The following is an 18547-nucleotide window of genomic DNA, read 5'->3' on the forward strand; positions in this document are numbered from 1 at the left end:
ACATATTTTTGGTTTCTGTGCCTACGACTTAAGCCGCCGCCTTTAGAACCACCCCAAACACAAATAGCCCACTCTAATTGAAGGGTATAGGGTTAGTAATTGCGGTGAGTTCCCTGAAACTCTCGATCCTCTAATTGCTCCAGCTCCAAGGTGCGCTCAACCGCAGCCTGCTTTTCCTCTTCTGCAGGGCTAATATCGAGTTCAGCGGGATTCTTATCCATATGTAAAGTTTATCCAATGGAGGCACGGATGAAAAGAAAAAGCCACCCCATAGGATGGCTTTGGTAACGATTTTGGTAACAAGGCTGTTGTATTGCCACAAACCCTTGTAATACCTATTGACTTGGCGGAAGCTGTGAGATTCGAACTCACGGAGGACTCGCATCCTCGGCAGTTTTCAAGACTGCTGCATTCAACCACTCTGCCAAGCTTCCAAAACAGCCGTGATTATAGAGTCATCTGAAGAGCTGTGTCGATTTTTTTCATTTTTCCGTCATTTAAGCGCTCTAAAACCTTGTTAAAATTCATAAATGTCAAAATTAATTAGCGCTGTAGGCTTAACGCTTGATACGGCTTACCAAAAGATATCCGATGATGAGTGGCGTCAATTAATTGACATGGCCATTGGTCGTGGTGCGCTAAAAAAACGTGATGACCTACTAGCTGGTAAAGCCATCAATCAATCAGAAAATAGAGCTGCCCTACACCCAGCCCTAAGAAATTTATCAAATCGCGCCATGACGATTGATGGCATCGATGTCATGCCCTTAGTCAAAAATGTTTGGCAACGCATGAGTGGCTTTTGCAATCAGCTGATGGGCATCACAGACATTATTTGCCTAGGTATTGGCGGATCTGACTGGGGGCCACGCTTAGTATGCGATGCCCTGTACCACATCAACCCCAAAGAAAATAATGCCATTCGACTTCATTTCGTTGCGAATATTGATAGCGCAGAATTAGCAACGGCCTTATCTAGAGCTCAACCTCATAGCACACGGGTTCTGATCACCTCTAAAACATTCACGACCTTAGAGACACTCAGAAATGCTCAAACAGTGATTAACTGGTTAAAGCAACATAATGCAACACCGTCACAAATTAAAAAATCATTGATTGGCATTACTGCCAATCCAGAAGCAGCAGAAGCCTTTGGCATCGCCCCAGACAACATCTACCCCTTCTGGGACTGGGTTGGTGGTCGCTTCTCTGTTTGGTCAGCCGTAGGCTTCCCAATCGCCATTAAATTTGGTTTTGATACTTACATGGATTTCTTAGCTGGCGCGCACGCCATGGATGAACACTTCATCACAGCGCCCGCAACTGAAAACATGCCGCTAACATTAGCGCTAACACTCATTCATAATCAAAAAAAGCATGGCATTACTGCAAAAGCGTTAATCCCTTATGCTCACGCGCTACGACTTCTGCCTGAATGGCTGCAACAACTAGAAATGGAAAGCCACGGCAAAACAGTCACCATGAGCGGCGAAACATGCGACCCGACCTCACCGGTTGTTTTTGGCAGCGCGGGTAGCAACTCTCAGCATAGCTATTTCCAGATGCTGCATCAAGGCTCACAAATTATTCCCGTTGACTTCATCGCTGTTCAAGAACCCATGAGTCAATTACCGGAAGCAAAAGAACATCACGAAGCATTGATTGCTAACTGCCTAGCGCAAGCGCAAGCTTTAGCAAATGGCTCAAACGAAACTAACGCCTACAACTCATGTCCAGGGAATCGTCCGAGCAATTTGCTATGGGTTAAAAAGTTGGATGCCTACCACTTAGGAGCGCTATTAGCTCTCTACGAACATCGAGCACTTTGCCTAGGAGCCATCTGGAACCTCAACAGCTTTGATCAACCAGGCGTTGAATTAGGTAAAAAACTAGCCAAACCAATTCAACAAGCACTACACGGTGACAATAGCGCGCTTAACGGCATTGATGAAATCACGGCAGCACGTATTAAATGGCTGAACTCTTAAGCCCGTCACCCCCACCAAAAACTCAAGAGCAATATTTATGGAACTTTCAGCATCAATTTTTAAAGCCTACGACATTCGTGGTGTGATTGATAAAACTCTAGACCCATCTATTGCTAAATTAATTGGGCAATCATTTGGTAGTGCAATGAAAGATTTGGGAGAGACTACTTGTGTAGTTGGTAGAGACGGTCGCCTATCAGGCCCTTCATTAATGGAAGGCTTAACAGAAGGTCTACTATCTGTTGGCATTAATGTCATTGATTTAGGTGTTGTTGCAACTCCCATGGTGTATTTCGGAACCAATATTCCCCTTCAGGGTCAACAAGCTAAATCAGGCATCATGATTACAGGAAGCCACAACCCCCCTGATTACAACGGCTTCAAAATGGTTCTAGGTGGAGCCGCCATCTACGGTGAGGAAATTCAAGGATTACGCCAAAGAATCCTAGATAAAAAATTCTCTAGCGGTACTGGTGTTCGCAGTGAATACAACATATTCCCCGAATACTTACAAAGAATTGTTGGTGACATCAAACTAAAACGCCCAATAAAGATTGCAGTTGATTGCGGTAATGGTGTTGGTGGTGCATTCGCAGGTCGCCTATTCAGGGAACTTGGATGTGAAGTAGAAGAGTTGTTTTGTGAAGTCGATGGCACATTCCCTAACCACCATCCAGACCCAGCTCATCTAGAAAATCTACAAGATTTAATTAAAAATCTAAAAACCACAGACAACGAATTAGGTCTTGCATTTGATGGTGATGCTGATCGCTTAGGCGTTGTCACCAAAGATGGCCAAGTAATTTTCCCAGATCGTCAGATGATGTTGTTTGCAAAAGATGTACTCTCTCGCAACCCTGGCGCACAAATTATTTATGACGTGAAATGCACGCGCAATTTAGCCACCTACATTAAAGAACAAGGCGGCCAGCCATTAATGTGGAAAACAGGCCACTCTTTAGTAAAAGCCAAACTTAAAGAAACCGGCGCTCCTCTTGCAGGAGAAATGAGCGGTCACATCTTCTTTAAAGATCGCTGGTATGGTTTTGATGACGGCCTATACACAGGTGCACGCTTACTAGAAATCCTAAGCGGCGAAGCAAATCCTAATGCCACACTCAACAACCTGCCCAATGCGATCTGCACTCCGGAGTTACAAATGCCGTGCGCTGAAGGTGAAGCATTCACTCTATTAGAAAAAATCAAAGCGGAAGCTAAATTTGCGAGCGCGGAAACTGTCAATACGATTGATGGCGTTCGAGTTGAATACGCTGACGGTTTTGGCTTAGCCCGCCCTTCCAATACAACACCTATTGTGGTGATGCGCTTTGAAGCAGACAACCAAGCAGCCATTGAACGCATTCAAGCGGAATTTAAAAAGGTCTTTTTAGCCGCCAAACCAGATGCAAAGCTACCCTTCTAATTTTTAAAACCATCCATTCTGAGAAGTAAATTCTCAAAAACAAAAAGGCAGCTTCTAGCTGCCTTTTTTAATAGTTCAATAATTCATTACAGTATTAAACCGTAATCTTTTTAATCTCTTTAATTTTGTTCTTTTCATTCACCAAGACTACTTTAGGAATAAATGTCTTAGCATCTGCCTCACTCATAGAGCCATAAGTACAAATAATCAACAAATCGCCCACATGAGCTTTGCGTGCAGCAGCGCCATTCAATGAAATAGCCCCAGAGCCACGCGCGGCTTTAATAATGTAAGTTGAAAAACGCTCGCCATTATTTATGTTGTATAGCTCGATTTTTTCGTACTCGCGCATATCCGCAGCATCGAGCAGATCCTCATCAATACCACATGACCCCTCATACTCTAAATCGGCCTCTGTCACCGTGACACGGTGCAACTTAGCGCGCAACATGATTCTTTGCATAATCTTTCCTCCGGGTGCGGATTCTACCCTGTCATCAGCCTAGAAAACCAAATTTTAAGCAGATTTATTTATCCACCCTCAATTCAAGGGCGTGAAATTTAAAAATCGTCGAATTTCGTCTTTGGAATGACTATCTTTTGTCCTGCACCGAACGAATAGCCTCAAAGGCTTCATGGGCGGTTTTCTTATCCACCCCCTGAATCATCTGCCCCATAATTTTTGCGCCATGCTCAACGCCTATAGAGCCATAGGTAACGTCGCCATGGACACGCGCTGTTGGATGAAACTCCGCACGCTCAGAGGCATAAATGCTTCCCTCGACCTTCCCTGCCACCACCACACGGTAGGCGTGGATATCCCCCACCACTTCACCATCCTGACCAATCGCAACAGTCACCTTAGCATCCGGCTGGCACTCAATATTGCCGCTAATTTTTCCGTCAATTCGCAAACTTTCAGCAAGAATCACCTTACCAACAATCTCAGTAGTTTTCCCAACCAAAGTATCAAACTTCTCATTGGTAGGAACAAGCAAAGAAGATTTACGCTTACCAAACATCATGGACCTCCTAGGGGGCATCTTTATTTGAATTGAACTTTGGATAACTATAGACCCCTTGCTCTAATAAAAACAACTAGCTTTATGGTTAATTGTAAAAATTGCCTTAATATTCATAGATGAACAAAGAATTATTTGATTACCCCAAACAGGATGCCGCAGGCGTTACCTGTACCGCCACAGCTTGGGCAAAAGTTCCAGCACCTCTAAGCCAAACTGAAAAAGCCGAAACAATTCAAGCAATTAAAGCTGCTCTAAAAGCTCAAAATGCTGTTTTAGTCGCCCACTATTATGTTGATAGCGATATCCAAGATTTAGCTTGGGAAACAGGCGGCCTAGTAGCCGACTCGCTTGAAATGGCTAGATTTGGCAAAAATCATGCGGCACAAACATTAGTTGTTGCTGGCGTTAAATTTATGGGTGAAAGCGCAAAAATCTTAAGCCCTGAAAAAACAGTGCTCATGCCTGATTTAGATGCGACCTGCTCTTTAGATTTGGGTTGCCCTGCTGAAGACTTTGAAAAATTTTGTGATGCGCACCCTGATCGAGAGGTTGTGGTGTACGCCAACACGAGTGCAGCAGTCAAAGCACGCGCCGATTGGATGGTAACAAGTTCGTGCGCGCTAGCAATCGTTCATTACTTGAAACAACAAGGTAAAAAAATACTTTGGGCACCTGATCGACATTTAGGTCGATACATCCAAGATCAAACAGGTGCGGATATGTTGCTCTGGGAAGGGCACTGCATTGTTCATGATGAATTCAAAGGCATTGAATTGGAACATCTCAAAGCCAAACATCCTGATGCGCTTATTTTGGTTCACCCTGAATCGCCAGCAAATGTCGTTGATTTAGCAGATGTAGTCGGATCAACTTCCGCGATGATTAAAGCGGTTGTTGAAGGTACCGCCAAAGAATATATCGTAGCAACAGACAAAGGCATTCTTCACAGAATGCGTCAATTAGCTCCGGGCAAAACATTGATTGAGGCACCAACAGCTGGCAATAGCGCCACATGCAAAAGCTGCGCGCATTGCCCATGGATGGCCATGAATGGGCTTGCGGGCATTCTGAATTGCTTAACCCATCAATCTGGCGAGATTAAAGTTGATCCCGCTTTAGGTAAAAAAGCCAAAGTGTGTATTGACCGCATGTTGAATTTCACAACAGAACACCCTGAACTCCTAGCCAAAGCCCAACATGGTTTTGTTAAAAATATTGGTAGCGCTTAAAGAATAATTTCTATGTTTAATTACAACGAGTCCCTAGAACAAGCACGCGAACGCAATGTCAAAGATGCCCTATTAGAAGATGTCGGTACTGGCGATTGGACTGCTCAACTGGTACCTGACACAAAACCGGTTGAAGCTAAATTGATTGTTAGGCAAGAAGCCGTTCTCTGCGGCAAAGACTGGTTTGAAGATTGCCTACATGCTCTAGACCCTTCCGCAACCATTGATTGGCAATATGAAGAAGGTGCGCTCATGACGGAAAATTCCACCGTCTGCATCATCAAAGCCAAACCAAGAGCATTATTAAGTGCCGAGCGTCCAGCCCTCAACTTTTTACAGACACTATCTTGGACTGCCACGATCACTCGTCAACATGTGCAAGCTATCGTAGGAGCCAGCCCGAACCCTAAAGGTTGCGCGGTACTTGATACAAGAAAAACTATTCCAGGTCTACGACGCGCCCAAAAATATGCGGTGCTTGTAGGTGGCGGTCAAAATCAACGTTTAGCTCTGTGGCATGGCATCTTAATTAAGGAAAATCACATTGCGGCAGCAGGCAGCATCAAAGCTGCTATGCAAGCAGCTTTCAATCTCAACGCAGGGGTTGAGATTCAAATTGAAGTTGAAGATTTAAACGAATTAAAAGAAGCTTTAGATGCAGGTGCAACCAACATTCTGATTGATAACTTCACGACGGAACAAATGCGCGAGGCAGTAGCCATCACTAAGGGCACCGCACTTTTAGAAGCTTCTGGTGGCGTGAGCTTAGATCAATTAAGAAAAATTGCTGAAACCGGCGTCGATAGAATTTCTATTGGTAAGTTAACCAAAGATGTTATCGCTGTTGATTTCTCATTACGAGTTCAACCCATTAAAGCTTAATAGCGATTGAGCGGGGTTAGGATGGTTGGATAAGAAACCGTCCAGCTCTGTGGGTAATCTCTACTGTAATGTAGACCACGACTCTCCTTACGCATGAGAGCTGAACGCACGATCAACTCCGCGCAACTTAATAAATTGCGTAACTCCAATAAGTCACGCGTCACTCTAAAGTTGGCATAGTATTCCTGCACTTCATCACGCAATAATTCAATTCGATGCAAAGCGCGCTCTAAACGTCGATTAGTTCTGACAATGCCGACGTAGTTCCACATCAATAAACGCAACTCATCCCAGTTATGAGAAATCACCACACTCTCATCCGCATCTTCCACTCGGCTTTCATCCCAAGTTGGCACATCTGGCATCTGCTTAAAAGGATGTTTAGCGATATCAACCGCAGCAGCCTTGCCAATGACCACGCACTCCAACAAAGAGTTACTAGCCAAACGATTAGCGCCATGCAAACCTGTATAAGTAGCTTCACCAACGGCATATAAACCTGGCAAATCGGTTTTGCCTTTCAAATCCGTCACCACACCACCACAGGTATAGTGCGCCGCAGGTACAACCGGAATTGGTTTTTTAGCTATATCAATTCCCAAAGCCATGCATCTTGCGTAAATTGTTGGGAAATGTTCCTTTAAGAAAGCCTCACCTAAATGTGTTGCATCCAACAAGACATAATCAAGGCCATGTTTTTTCATCTCAAAGTCAATCGCTCTGGCCACGATATCTCTAGGCGCTAATTCAGCACGCTCATCATGATTGGGCATGAATCTCGTACCATCAGGTAGTTTTAATTGCGCCCCCTCACCTCTTAGCGCTTCAGTCACCAAAAAAGTTCTATCTTGTGGATGGTACAAACAAGTAGGGTGGAACTGCACAAATTCCATGTTGCCAACACGACAACCAGCTCGCCAAGCCATTGCAATACCATCGCCGGTAGCGGTTTCTGGGTTGCTGGTATATCGATAGACCTTACCAACGCCACCTGTTGCTAAAACAACCGCAGAAGCTGGAATTGACTCAATCTTGCCACTAGCAATATCCAAGGCATATACGCCATAGCAACGATTACTTTTCTCTGGTTTTTTAGTATTGAGATGTCTATTAGTAATTAAGTCCAAAGCCATCCAACGCTCTAACAAACGAATATTGGGATGTTGCTTAGCTTTATCTAACAGAACCTCATGAATCGCCTTACCCGTTGCATCAGCGGCATGAGCAATACGTCGATGACTATGCCCACCCTCTCTTGTTAAATGCAACCCTTTAGGGCCGGCAGGATCCGTTGTAAATGGGACGCCCTGCTCTATCAACCAATCAATCGCATCGGCACTACGCTCGGCAATGAATCTTGCAGTAGACTCAACCACCAAGCCAGCACCTGCCTCAACCGTATCCTTGACGTGAGCGTCCACGCTATCTTTTTCATCCAAAACACCCACAATGCCACCCTGAGCCCAAGCCGTGGCAGACTCCGATAAACCACGTTTGGCCATCACAATCACTTGGCGTGATTCAGCCAACTCAAGTGCCACAGTCAAACCAGCCAAGCCGGCACCGATCACGATAACGGGCAAGGACTCTTGTATGGCTGGCTTATTGGCGGATGTCATAAATAACGATTAATTAAGTTTTATCTCAATAGTGATTAGCTCAACTTGCTTGCATGTTCTCTAGTTTCATGAAAAACAATTTGCGGCCAACGCTCTTGAGTCACACGGAGATTAACAGCAGAACTTGCTAGATATGCCAAATTATCAGCAGCATCTAAAGCTAATTGATGACCCGCCGAAGAATTTTGAAAATCAGTCATCATCTTTTTATCTTCACAGCTGACCCAACGTGCGCAATTAATGCTAGCCGTCTCAAAGACCGCATCTACACCATACTCGTTCATTAATCTACTTGCAACCACTTCAAACTGCAAAGCACCAACTGCGCCCAAGATTAAATCACTGCTATTAACGGGTCTAAATACCTGTACTGCCCCTTCTTCACCCAACTGCTGCAAACCTTTTTGCAATTGTTTAATTTTCATCGGATTACGAATACGCGCCACCCTAAAGAAATCAGGTGCAAAGTAAGGGATACCTGTAAATTGCAATGACTCGCCTTCGGAAAAGCTATCCCCAATCTGCATATTGCCGTGGTTAGGCAAACCAATAATGTCGCCTGCGTAAGCCTCTTCAACCTGCTCGCGACTAGATGCCATGAATGTCACCACATTAGACACTTTTACATCGCGATTAATGCGTAGATGATTAATCTTCATGCCGCGGGTGAATTTTCCAGAGCACACACGTAAGAAGGCAATGCGATCTCGGTGAGCTGGATCCATATTCGCCTGAATTTTAAAAACAAATCCAGAGAATTTTTCCTCGCGAGGATCTACAGACCTAACTGTTGCATCACGTTCTCTAGGAGCTGGCGCCCAATCCAACAAAGCATTCAAAATTTCACGAACGCCAAAGTTATTAATAGCGGAACCAAAAAAAACAGGTGTTTGCAAACCTGCTAAGAAGCGATCCAAGTCAAATGGATGGGATGCGCCACGCACCAACTCAACCTCCATCCGCAATTGCGCCATCTCATCAGGGAACATCTCGTGCGGCTTCGGATTATCAATACCCTTAACCAATTCAAACTCTTGATCAGCCCGGTCATTACCAGCAGCAAACAACAAAATCTCATCGTTAATCAGGTGATAAACCCCTCGGAAATTTTTACCCATCCCGATAGGCCAAGTGACCGGTGCGCACTCGATCTTTAAGACAGACTCCAACTCATCCAACAACTCCATGGGGTCACGCGTCTCACGGTCCATCTTATTAACAAAGGTAATAATTGGCGTATTACGCATACGGCAGACATTTAACAACTTAATTGTTTGCTCTTCCACACCTTTAGCAGCATCAATTACCATCAACGCCGAATCAACCGCTGTTAATACACGATAAGTATCTTCAGAGAAGTCTTGGTGCCCAGGGGTATCCAAAAGGTTAACGACATGGTCACGGTATTCAAACTGCATAACGGAACTAGCCACGGAAATACCACGTTGCTTTTCAATTTCCATCCAATCAGAAGTGGCATGCCTGCCACTTTTACGGGCTTTAACAGTTCCAGCCAATTGAATGGCTCCAGAGAACATCAATAGTTTCTCTGTTAGGGTCGTTTTACCCGCATCCGGGTGAGAAATAATGCCGAAAGTTCTACGTCTTGCGACCTCTCGGACGATATCATTGCTGTAATTCATAGGCTTTTCAATCAAATAGCCCTATAGTTTAGTTTAGACAGCACAAATCAGCACTATTTAAGCAATAAACCCCCTTAGGGTCAGCAAAGTAAACATGAACACTAAAAGTATCAAAAAAAATGATTCTTCCTCAAAACCTGATGCACAAAAGCATGAAATCAGGCCAACACAGTCTATCGAGCTGTTAAAAGAACTTCACATCCTCACAAGAGATGGCAAATTAAATCAAGATAGCCGCCGAAAATTAAAGCAGGTCTACCACTTAGTTCAATTCATTGAACCTTTGCTAAAAGAAGTACTCGCCAGAAAACACTCTCTCACCTTAGTCGATCATGGCGCCGGAAAATCCTATTTAGGCTTCATCCTCAATGATCTATTTTGCAAATTACAACCAGAACCCAGCAAAATTATTGGTATTGAAGTCCGAGAAGAATTAGTAAAAAAATCGAAAGACTTAGCAGAGCAACTTAACTTTAACTCCATGGAGTTTTTGCATCTAACCGTTGAGGAATCACTGAATTCCCCACTACTACCTCAGGAAGTAAATGTCGTCACAGCACTTCATGCGTGCAACACAGCCACTGATGACGCAATTAGATTTGCCCTCCACAAGAAAGCGCAACATATCGTTTTAGTGCCCTGCTGTCAGGCAGAAATCGCTGCAGCTTTGCGTGAAGGCAAAAATAAAACTCTAAAAAATGAAATAGCTGAAATCTGGCGCCACCCATTACATACAAGAGAGTTTGGTAGTCACATCACTAATGTACTACGCTGCCTACAACTTGAGTCACATGGTTATAGCGTTACCGTCACGGAATTGGTTGGCTGGGAACATTCCATGAAAAATGAGCTAATTATCGCGACACAAAAGAATCTTCCAGGGCATAAAGCCCAAGAAAGAAAAACAAAAATTTTGGCGGAAATTGGTTTAAGCAGTTTTGAAGAAAGATTTGCTTAACGCTTCTTAGCCCACAGTAAAAGACAACATACTGACAGAACCGGTATCAATGCCATCGCTCACAATTTTGATCTCTTCACCAGCTTCTTGTTGAGCTAAGATGTATAAAGCTGGCCAATAATGTTCCGGCGTTGGAATAGACATTTTTGCCTCAACACCCATTGTCATAGGATTAATTAGAGGTGGATGATTGTTTTCTAAGAGATGCTTTTTGAAGTAATCATTAAAACGATGCGCCCAATCCTCGCCTTTTTTATCAGAACGATTTAACAGCATAAGGTTATGGACCACATTCCCACTGGCTGCAATCAAAATACCTTGCTCGCGTAAAGGCCTTAATTTTTTAGCCAACTCGTAATGCTGAGCCCCCGTTAAGGTGGCATCCAAGCTTAACTGCACCACCGGGATGTCCGCTTCAGGATATAAATATTTAAGTGTTGCCCATGTGCCATGGTCAAAACCCCACTCATGCTCTTCCAAAATAACCGGTGTAGGAGCCATGATTTCTTGAACCAAACGCGCTAAATCAGGACTACCTGGCGCTGGATATTGCTGTGCAAATAACTCACTAGGGAAACCGCCAAAATCATGAATCGTTTGAGGTTTCTCCATGGCCGTGACCCATGTTTGCCTAGTTAACCAATGCGCAGAAATCATCAAAATCGCTTTAGGTCTAGGTAACGATTTGCCCAACTCCACCCAAGCATCCGTGTAATGACAAGGTTCGATCGCATACATAGGGGTGCCATGGCCTAAAAAGACAGCTGGCAGTTTATTGGTGGCTTGGCTCATGAGATTTTCTTTCTAATATAGGCATCTAGTTTAGCGAATTTCTTACTTTTAGATATTCACCAGGAAAATAAGCCATAAAAAAAAGGCTGCCTAAGCAGCCCTTTTTATCTCGCTAAGGAGAAATTACTTGCGCTTGTTAACAGCGTCTTTAAATGCTTTACCAGCTGTGAACTTAACAGTTTTAGCAGCAGCAATTTTGATAGCTTCGCCAGTTTTTGGGTTACGGCCAACACGTGCAGCGCGCTTACCTGAACCGAATGTACCAAAACCGATCAATTGAACTTTGTCACCTTTAGTAACAGCTTTGATGATTGCTTCGATAGATGTATTCAAAACTCTTTCAGCAGATGCTTTAGAAATGTCAGCATCTTTTGCAATTTTTTCTACTAATTCAGCTTTATTCATTGTTTACCTTTCAACATTAGAACTGGGAATATATACAACCCGTATTAATTTTTATTCATAAAATTAATTACTGTTGTATTGACGCTATTAAAACACATTTATTCTTCTGTCAGCCAGTATTAATAAGGTTTTTTAGGGTTTTACCTATGCCCCGTATTGGTGAGGCACCCATTTATTCCGAAAGGCCCAATAAATTAGGCCTTCATTACCTCAATACCGCCCATAAATGCTTGCAAAGCTTGAGGGATTTTGATAGAGCCATCTGCCTGTTGATAGTTTTCCAACACAGCAACCAAGGTTCGACCAACCGCTAAGCCTGAACCATTTAATGTGTGCACCAATTCAGGTTTACCTTGCCCACTTTTAAAACGTGCTTGCATACGTCGCGCTTGAAAATCCCCCATATTGGAGCAAGAACTAATTTCACGATAAGTATTTTGCGCTGGCAACCAAACTTCCAAGTCATAAGTTTTTGTACTACCAAACCCCATATCGCCAGTACACAACAAAACTTTACGGTAAGGTAAATTTAATTGCTGCAAGATGCTTTCAGCTTGAAGTGTTAATGACTCTAAAGCTTGTTCAGAATCATCCGGCTTTGTAATTTGCACCAACTCCACTTTTTCAAATTGATGCTGACGAATCATGCCACGCGTATCTCGCCCATAACTACCTGCTTCAGATCTAAAGCAAGGCGTATGCGCCACAAATCTCTTAGGTAATTGCTCAGCAGGTGTAATGGTGTCACGCATCAAATTAGTTACAGGCACTTCCGCCGTAGGAATGAGGTAAAAGTTCTCATAAGTCACTTCATTACTCTCATCCTGATCATCCCCACCCACTTTTCGGGGCACCTTGAATAAATCAGCTTCAAATTTAGGTAACTGACCAGTGCCTCGCATAGAGTCAGCATTCACAATCAAAGGCACATTAACCTCGTTATACCCAGCATCAGCATGAGCATTTAACATGAACTGCGCCAATGCGCGATGCAAACGAGCAATCGAACCATGCATCACAGCGAATCTAGAACCAGTGACTTTCACAGCAGCGTCAAAATCCAAACCAAAACCAAGCGCTAAATCAACATGGTCTTTAACTGAAAAATCGAATTGGGGAATTTGTCCCCAACGCAAAATTTCCTGGTTATCCGTTTCATCCTTCCCTGAAGGTACGCTCTCATGAGGAATATTGGGGATATTCATCAAAAAATCATTTAACTGCGCCTGCAAAACACTCAAACGCTCAGTCAAAGTTTGCAACTCATTATTAACAGCAGTCGATTCAGCAATTTCAGCAGAGGCATCCTCGCCCTTGCCCTTCTTCATACCAACGGCTTTAGCTAACTGATTTCTTTTAGCTTGCAATTCTTCTGTGCGACTTTGCACCTGCTTACGATCAGATTCAAGCATGATGAATTTATCTTTATCCAGAATAAATTTGCGCTCAGCTAAACGAGCGGCAACCACATCCAAATCTTTACGTAGTAGCTGAATATCTATCATGCTTTTCTCAAAAAATAATTTAACTTCAGGTGTTTAATCGCTTTAATTTTTTAAAAATGCTTATTGCACTTTTAAAACATCAGCACCTGCTGGTGGCGTGAACTTAAAAGTATCGATACCAACAGAGGTGTTTATTTTAATTCTACTTAATGTAATCAAAATTACATTTCCAAAATTATCGTGCAACTCCAAACCTGCAGGAGCCCCATTCGCCATACCAATACCTATCCGAGAATAAGGGGCCTCGACACCAGATTGACCACTCTTAGGCTGAAGCTCCACCCAGAACATGCCGCCCTTTTCTTCACCAGGTATTAAGTCAAAGTAATCTTCAACTGAGCTTCCACCAAACAAAATCGCTGCAGGCGTAGATTTGAGACTTTGACCAACTGGTCGAATCGTCAGTTGATTAAGATCCTTGTCCCATAAAAGCAAACGCTGACCATCAGCAATAACTTTTTGCTCAAAAGGTTTTAAGGTTTCCCAAACAAACTTGCCAGGTCTTTGAAAAATGAAATGGCCTTGGCTTTTACGCAGCACTTTGGGTTTATCTTCGCCAGCCCTAGCAGGTCTTACTTGCTGCTGAACAAAATCCCCTTCAGCACTCTGAACTTGACTCAAAAAGTTTTTAAACTGGTTAACGCCTTCATTGGCACTTGCTAATGAAGGTATTAAAAACAATACGCTATAAATTAATTTAGTTATCGCCCGCACTACGCACCAAAATTTCACGGTTACCGTTACTACCCATCTTTGAAACCAAGCCAGCTTTTTCCATATCTTCTAATAAACGTGCTGCACGGTTATAACCAATACGCAAATGGCGCTGCACCAAAGAAATCGAAGCGCGTTTATTTTCTAAAATAATAGCCACAGCCTGGTCATACAATGGATCTGCCTCACCGCTTGCACTAGCTTCACCGCCGTTAGCATCGACTTCAGTTTGAGGGTCTAGGATAGATTCGATATATTGAGGTTCACCATGATGCTCTTTAAGCCAAGTCACAACACGATGCACTTCATCATCAGTTACAAAGGCTCCATGCACACGAATAGGCAATCCCGTACCTGGTGCCATATACAACATATCACCCATACCCAACAAACTTTCAGCGCCCTGCTGATCAAGAATGGTGCGGCTATCGATACGACTACTTACCTGGAAAGAAATACGGGTCGGCACGTTGGCTTTAATTAAACCAGTAATCACATCCACGCTTGGCCGTTGTGTTGCCAAAACCAAGTGGATACCTGCCGCACGAGCTTTTTGAGCGATACGCGCGATCAGTTCTTCAATCTTCTTACCCACTACCATCATCAAGTCAGCCAACTCGTCGATCACAATCACAATAACGGGTGCTTTATGCAATGGCTCTGGATCATCAGGGGTTAAGCTGAAGGGGTTATACAAATGCTCACCCTTTTCTTCAGCATCGGTAATTTTTTTATTGAAGCCAGCCAAATTACGCACGCCAAATTTACTCATCAACTTATAGCGACGATCCATTTCTACAACAGCCCAATTAAGCGCGTTATAGGCTTGCTTCATATCTGTTACAACTGGACATAACAGATGTGGAATACCTTCATAAACAGACATCTCTAGCATCTTAGGATCAACCATGATGAGACGAACCTCATCAGCCTTTGCCTTGTAAAGCAAAGACAAGATCATGGAGTTGATACCCACCGATTTACCAGAGCCTGTTGTACCCGCCACCAAACAATGTGGCATTTTTGCCAAATCAGCAACAACCGGAGCGCCCGCAATATCTTTACCCAAAGATAGCGTTAACAAAGAAGAGCTATCGTTATAAACACGCGAGCTCAAAATTTCTGTCAAATGCACTGCTTGACGGTTAGGGTTTGGCAATTCCAATCCCATACAGGTCTTACCGGGAATCGTTTCAACCACGCGAACACTCAATACACCTAAAGCGCGAGATAAGTCTTTCTGCAAATTAACAATCTGACTGCCCTTCACACCTACTGAAGGTTCAATCTCATAGCGCGTAATCACCGGGCCAGGATGAGCAGAAATAACTTTTACTTCAATATTGAACTCTTTAAGCTTTCTCTCAATCAAGCGAGAAGTGAATTCCAAAGTGTCAGCAGAAATAGTTTCTTTTAACGGCGGAACAGGATCTAACAGCGATAAAGGCGGCAACTCTGAATCAGTGATTTCCGCGAATAATGGCTGTTGCTTTTCACGCTCAACGCGCTCACTCTTAACCACAGTTAAAGGAGCGCGATAAATAGGTACCGGAGGTGCGTCTTCAATCTTAACGCGCTCCTCCTCAACAACTTCTTCTCGCTCTTCAGCCGCTTGCTCACCAATACGACGATCTTCTTCTGATTCTCTACGCTCTCGAATACGCCTAAAAGAAAGCTCCAAAGTGCGGCCAACCTGCTCAGCCAAACTCAACCAAGAAAAACGTAAAAATAAAGAAGCGCCAATCGCAAGGGTTACCAATAACAGCAATGTCGCACCAGTAAAACCAATCGCCATCTGCAATGGGTCGCCCAACAATTCCCCCAAAACGCCACCTGGCGGTCTTGGTAAATCCATTGTCATGCTATGCATGCGAATAGACTCCAGCGTCATGGAAGAGAACATGGTTAAACCAAATCCCAACAATCTAGGTAAAAATGGCTCAGGTTCAAGTTCTTGACCTGGTAACTTAGCTGCAGTCAGCTCCTGCCACCCTCGCACGGCACGTCTTAATAAAAGCACCACCCACCAGTAAGCAGAGGCTCCAAATACATAAAACAATAAATCGGCGATCCAGGCTCCAAAACGTCCGCCAATATTGGAAACCGTTGCGACCTGATTGGCATGAGACCAAGCTGGGTCGCCTTTGCTATAACTCACTAATACTAAAAACAATGCTGCCGTAAGGGCCATAAAGGCGATCCACTTCACCTCACGCATGAGCTTAGCCATACGCTGATTAGACGGATCTCCAGCTGAAGGAGGGGTAGAGGAAGAGGCTATTCTGACCATGTTATCTAGATTGTAATCAACAAGAAACTTTGAAGCTTCTATAATTGCAAAATGACGACAAAAAATACCAAACACGCAAAAGTTCTTATCCTTGGATCAGGCCCTGCAGGCTATACAGCTGCCGTTTATGCGGCCAGAGCCAACCTAGACCCCGTGCTAATCACAGGAATCGCCCAAGGCGGTCAATTAATGACGACGACCGAGGTGGAAAACTGGCCAGCTGACCCTCATGGCGTTCAGGGCCCTGAATTAATGCAGCGCTTTTTAGAGCATGCTGAGCGTTTTAAGACAGAAATCGTCTTTGATCACATTCATACAGCAGCTTTAACTGAGAAACCTATCCGTTTAGTGGGCGATGCCGGCACCTACACCTGCGACTCGCTTATTATCGCCACAGGCGCCTCTGCTCAATATTTAGGCATGCCAAGTGAAGAAGCTTTTATGGGCAAAGGCGTATCGGCATGCGCTACTTGTGATGGCTTCTTTTATCGCAACCAAGATGTTTGCGTCATTGGTGGCGGCAATACCGCTGTTGAAGAAGCCCTCTATCTTGCTGGTATCGCGAATAAAGTGACCGTTATTCACCGTAGAGACAAATTCCGTGCCGAACCTATCCTAATTGACCGCCTCATGGCCAAAGTGGCTGAAGGTAAAGTGGCCATTGAGTGGAACAGCCAATTAGACGAAGTTTTAGGTGATAACACGGGTGTTACAGGTGTGCGCGTAGCTGACAACACGGGTAATAAAAAAGATATCGCCCTCAAAGGCGTATTTGTGGCAATTGGCCATAAGCCTAACACTGACTTATTTGTGGGTCAGTTGGATATGGAAAACGGTTACCTTAAAACAAAAACAGGCTTAACAGGTAACGCAACAGCCACCAATATTCCCGGCGTTTTTGCAGCAGGCGATGTACAGGACCATATCTACAGACAAGCTATCACTAGCGCGGGGACTGGTTGCATGGCGGCATTAGATGCCCAACGCTACCTAGAAACACTATAACTATCTAAAGTAGTTAGCCCATGTTTTTCCCGAGTTTTGAGAGCATGGGAGTTCTTAATTTTGGCACCTATCTAATAGGTGCCATTTTTATTATCTTATTACCCGGACCAAACTCTCTATACGTCCTCACGATGGCCGCCCAAAAGGGTTGGAAAACAGGCGTATTAGGAGGTATCGGCATCATGACGGGCGACACCCTACTCATGCTTCTAGCCGCCATCGGCGCCGCATCCTTAATGATCAACGCACCGAATGTTTATATGTTGATCAAAATTGCTGGAGCTCTTTATCTAAGCTACCTGGGATATAAATTAATCCTATTAGGCGTTAAGCGCTGGAAAATGCATGGCACCCTCCATACATCAACCCCATCCATTAAGCTCACAGGCCTCCACCCTACCAAGGCAGCCATGATGCTCTCCCTGACCAACCCAAAGGGTATCGTCTTTTTTGTTTCTTTTTTTACCCAATTTCTAGACACCACCCACGACAAACCATGGCAGTCATTTTTGGTACTGGGCATCACACTACAACTGCTTAGTTTGGGTTATTTGAGTTTACTCATCTTGATGGGCTCAAGATTAGCCCAAGCATTTAGTCAAAAACATCGTTTTGCTGCTTGGGCAACCGCCTCAGTAGGCTTACTCTTTATCGGATTTAGTCTAAAACTACTATTAGACTAATTAGATGGCAGACTCGTTGGTTTCGCCAGTTCTGATTCTGATAACTTGCTCAATAGGCGTTACAAAAATCTTACCGTCACCAATCTTGCCAGTATGTGCAGCTTTAACAATTGCATCAATCACGGCATCAACGCGATCATCGGCAACAACTACTTCCACCTTAATTTTTGGCAAGAAATCAACCACATATTCAGCGCCTCGATATAACTCTGTGTGGCCTTTTTGACGGCCAAACCCTTTAACCTCAGTCACAGTCAATCCTGTTACACCCAACTCAGCCAAACCTTCACGCACTTCATCCAATTTGAACGGTTTAATAATCGCGGTAATTTGTTTCATATTAATCTCCTAATAACTTCATAATACCTAAATTTATAGGCGGCCCA

Annotated in this window: 18 protein-coding genes and 1 tRNA gene; 7 read left to right on the plus strand and 12 right to left on the minus strand. The window is 43.9% G+C overall.

The window, feature by feature from the left end; translation table 11 throughout:
- Nucleotides 1–92: 92 nt before the first annotated feature.
- Together ICV01_RS09130 and ICV01_RS06805 are read right to left on the minus strand one after the other, a co-directional pair.
- A complete protein-coding gene (locus ICV01_RS09130; RefSeq protein WP_256440693.1) occupies nt 93–221 on the minus strand; it encodes a hypothetical protein in 129 nt (42 codons plus the stop codon).
- Nucleotides 222–344: 123 nt separating this feature from the next.
- Nucleotides 345–434 (minus strand) — tRNA-Ser (locus tag ICV01_RS06805).
- 96 nt (nt 435–530) lie between these two features.
- Here ICV01_RS06805 and pgi point away from each other — a divergent pair.
- On the plus strand, nt 531–1988 hold the full coding sequence (pgi, locus tag ICV01_RS06810) for a glucose-6-phosphate isomerase (RefSeq protein WP_215286860.1): 1458 nt from the start codon (nt 531–533) through the stop codon (nt 1986–1988).
- Between the two features lie 37 nt (nt 1989–2025).
- Nucleotides 2026–3411: a phosphomannomutase/phosphoglucomutase gene (locus tag ICV01_RS06815; protein WP_215286862.1), complete on the plus strand. Its 1386-nt coding sequence runs from the start codon at nt 2026–2028 to the stop codon at nt 3409–3411.
- Nucleotides 3412–3505: 94 nt separating this feature from the next.
- Here the strand turns inward: ICV01_RS06815 and panD are convergent, their stop codons facing one another.
- A complete protein-coding gene (gene panD / locus ICV01_RS06820) occupies nt 3506–3874 on the minus strand; it encodes an aspartate 1-decarboxylase (protein WP_215286864.1) in 369 nt (122 codons plus the stop codon).
- Nucleotides 3875–4004: 130 nt separating this feature from the next.
- Nucleotides 4005–4436, minus strand: a complete 432-nt coding sequence (locus ICV01_RS06825) for a polymer-forming cytoskeletal protein (protein ID WP_215286865.1) — start codon at nt 4434–4436, stop codon at nt 4005–4007.
- A 116-nt stretch (nt 4437–4552) separates the two neighbouring features.
- On the opposite strand from ICV01_RS06825, the gene nadA reads away from it, so the two are divergent.
- Nucleotides 4553–5665: a quinolinate synthase NadA gene (gene nadA, locus ICV01_RS06830; protein WP_215286867.1), complete on the plus strand. Its 1113-nt coding sequence runs from the start codon at nt 4553–4555 to the stop codon at nt 5663–5665.
- Between the two features lie 12 nt (nt 5666–5677).
- Nucleotides 5678–6547: a carboxylating nicotinate-nucleotide diphosphorylase gene (gene nadC, locus ICV01_RS06835; protein ID WP_215286869.1), complete on the plus strand. Its 870-nt coding sequence runs from the start codon at nt 5678–5680 to the stop codon at nt 6545–6547.
- On the opposite strand, the gene nadB is transcribed toward nadC, so the two are convergent.
- A complete protein-coding gene (gene nadB / locus ICV01_RS06840; protein ID WP_215286870.1) occupies nt 6544–8166 on the minus strand; it encodes an L-aspartate oxidase in 1623 nt (540 codons plus the stop codon). The two genes, nadC and nadB, sit on opposite strands and share 4 nt — an antisense overlap.
- Nucleotides 8167–8201: 35 nt before the next feature.
- Complete coding sequence (locus ICV01_RS06845; RefSeq protein WP_215286872.1) at nt 8202–9809, minus strand: peptide chain release factor 3; 1608 nt, start codon at nt 9807–9809, stop codon at nt 8202–8204.
- A 94-nt stretch (nt 9810–9903) separates the two neighbouring features.
- Here ICV01_RS06845 and ICV01_RS06850 point away from each other — a divergent pair, with 94 nt between their 5' ends.
- Nucleotides 9904–10767 carry an SAM-dependent methyltransferase gene (locus ICV01_RS06850; RefSeq protein ID WP_215286874.1) on the plus strand — a complete coding sequence of 288 codons (864 nt, stop codon included), beginning with the start codon at nt 9904–9906 and terminating at the stop codon, nt 10765–10767.
- Nucleotides 10768–10773: 6 nt separating this feature from the next.
- Here ICV01_RS06850 and ygiD read toward each other — a convergent pair whose 3' ends face one another.
- From ygiD to ICV01_RS06875, 5 genes are all read right to left on the minus strand, one after another.
- On the minus strand, nt 10774–11559 hold the full coding sequence (ygiD, locus tag ICV01_RS06855) for a 4,5-DOPA dioxygenase extradiol (protein ID WP_215286876.1): 786 nt from the start codon (nt 11557–11559) through the stop codon (nt 10774–10776).
- 123 nt (nt 11560–11682) lie between these two features.
- A complete protein-coding gene (locus tag ICV01_RS06860; protein ID WP_215286879.1) occupies nt 11683–11964 on the minus strand; it encodes an HU family DNA-binding protein in 282 nt (93 codons plus the stop codon).
- Between the two features lie 194 nt (nt 11965–12158).
- Entirely contained in the window at nt 12159–13469 is a 1311-nt protein-coding gene (gene serS, locus ICV01_RS06865; RefSeq protein ID WP_215286881.1) for a serine--tRNA ligase, read from the minus strand.
- Between the two features lie 60 nt (nt 13470–13529).
- Nucleotides 13530–14090: an outer membrane lipoprotein carrier protein LolA gene (locus ICV01_RS06870; protein WP_251369332.1), complete on the minus strand. Its 561-nt coding sequence runs from the start codon at nt 14088–14090 to the stop codon at nt 13530–13532.
- A 76-nt stretch (nt 14091–14166) separates the two neighbouring features.
- Nucleotides 14167–16473, minus strand: a complete 2307-nt coding sequence (locus ICV01_RS06875; protein ID WP_215286884.1) for a DNA translocase FtsK — start codon at nt 16471–16473, stop codon at nt 14167–14169.
- A gap of 51 nt (nt 16474–16524) precedes the next feature.
- On the opposite strand from ICV01_RS06875, the gene trxB reads away from it, so the two are divergent.
- Complete coding sequence (gene trxB / locus ICV01_RS06880; protein WP_215286885.1) at nt 16525–17478, plus strand: thioredoxin-disulfide reductase; 954 nt, start codon at nt 16525–16527, stop codon at nt 17476–17478.
- Between the two features lie 44 nt (nt 17479–17522).
- The gene (leuE, locus tag ICV01_RS06885; protein ID WP_215286886.1) at nt 17523–18161 is read left to right on the plus strand and encodes a leucine efflux protein LeuE; all 639 of its coding nucleotides are present in this window, start codon (nt 17523–17525) and stop codon (nt 18159–18161) included.
- On the opposite strand, the gene glnK is transcribed toward leuE, so the two are convergent.
- Nucleotides 18162–18500: a P-II family nitrogen regulator gene (gene glnK, locus ICV01_RS06890; RefSeq protein WP_215286887.1), complete on the minus strand. Its 339-nt coding sequence runs from the start codon at nt 18498–18500 to the stop codon at nt 18162–18164.
- Nucleotides 18501–18547: the final 47 nt, after the last annotated feature.

The sequence above is a fragment of the Polynucleobacter sp. MWH-Spelu-300-X4 genome, from assembly GCF_018687515.1.
GTDB lineage: Bacteria > Pseudomonadota > Gammaproteobacteria > Burkholderiales > Burkholderiaceae > Polynucleobacter.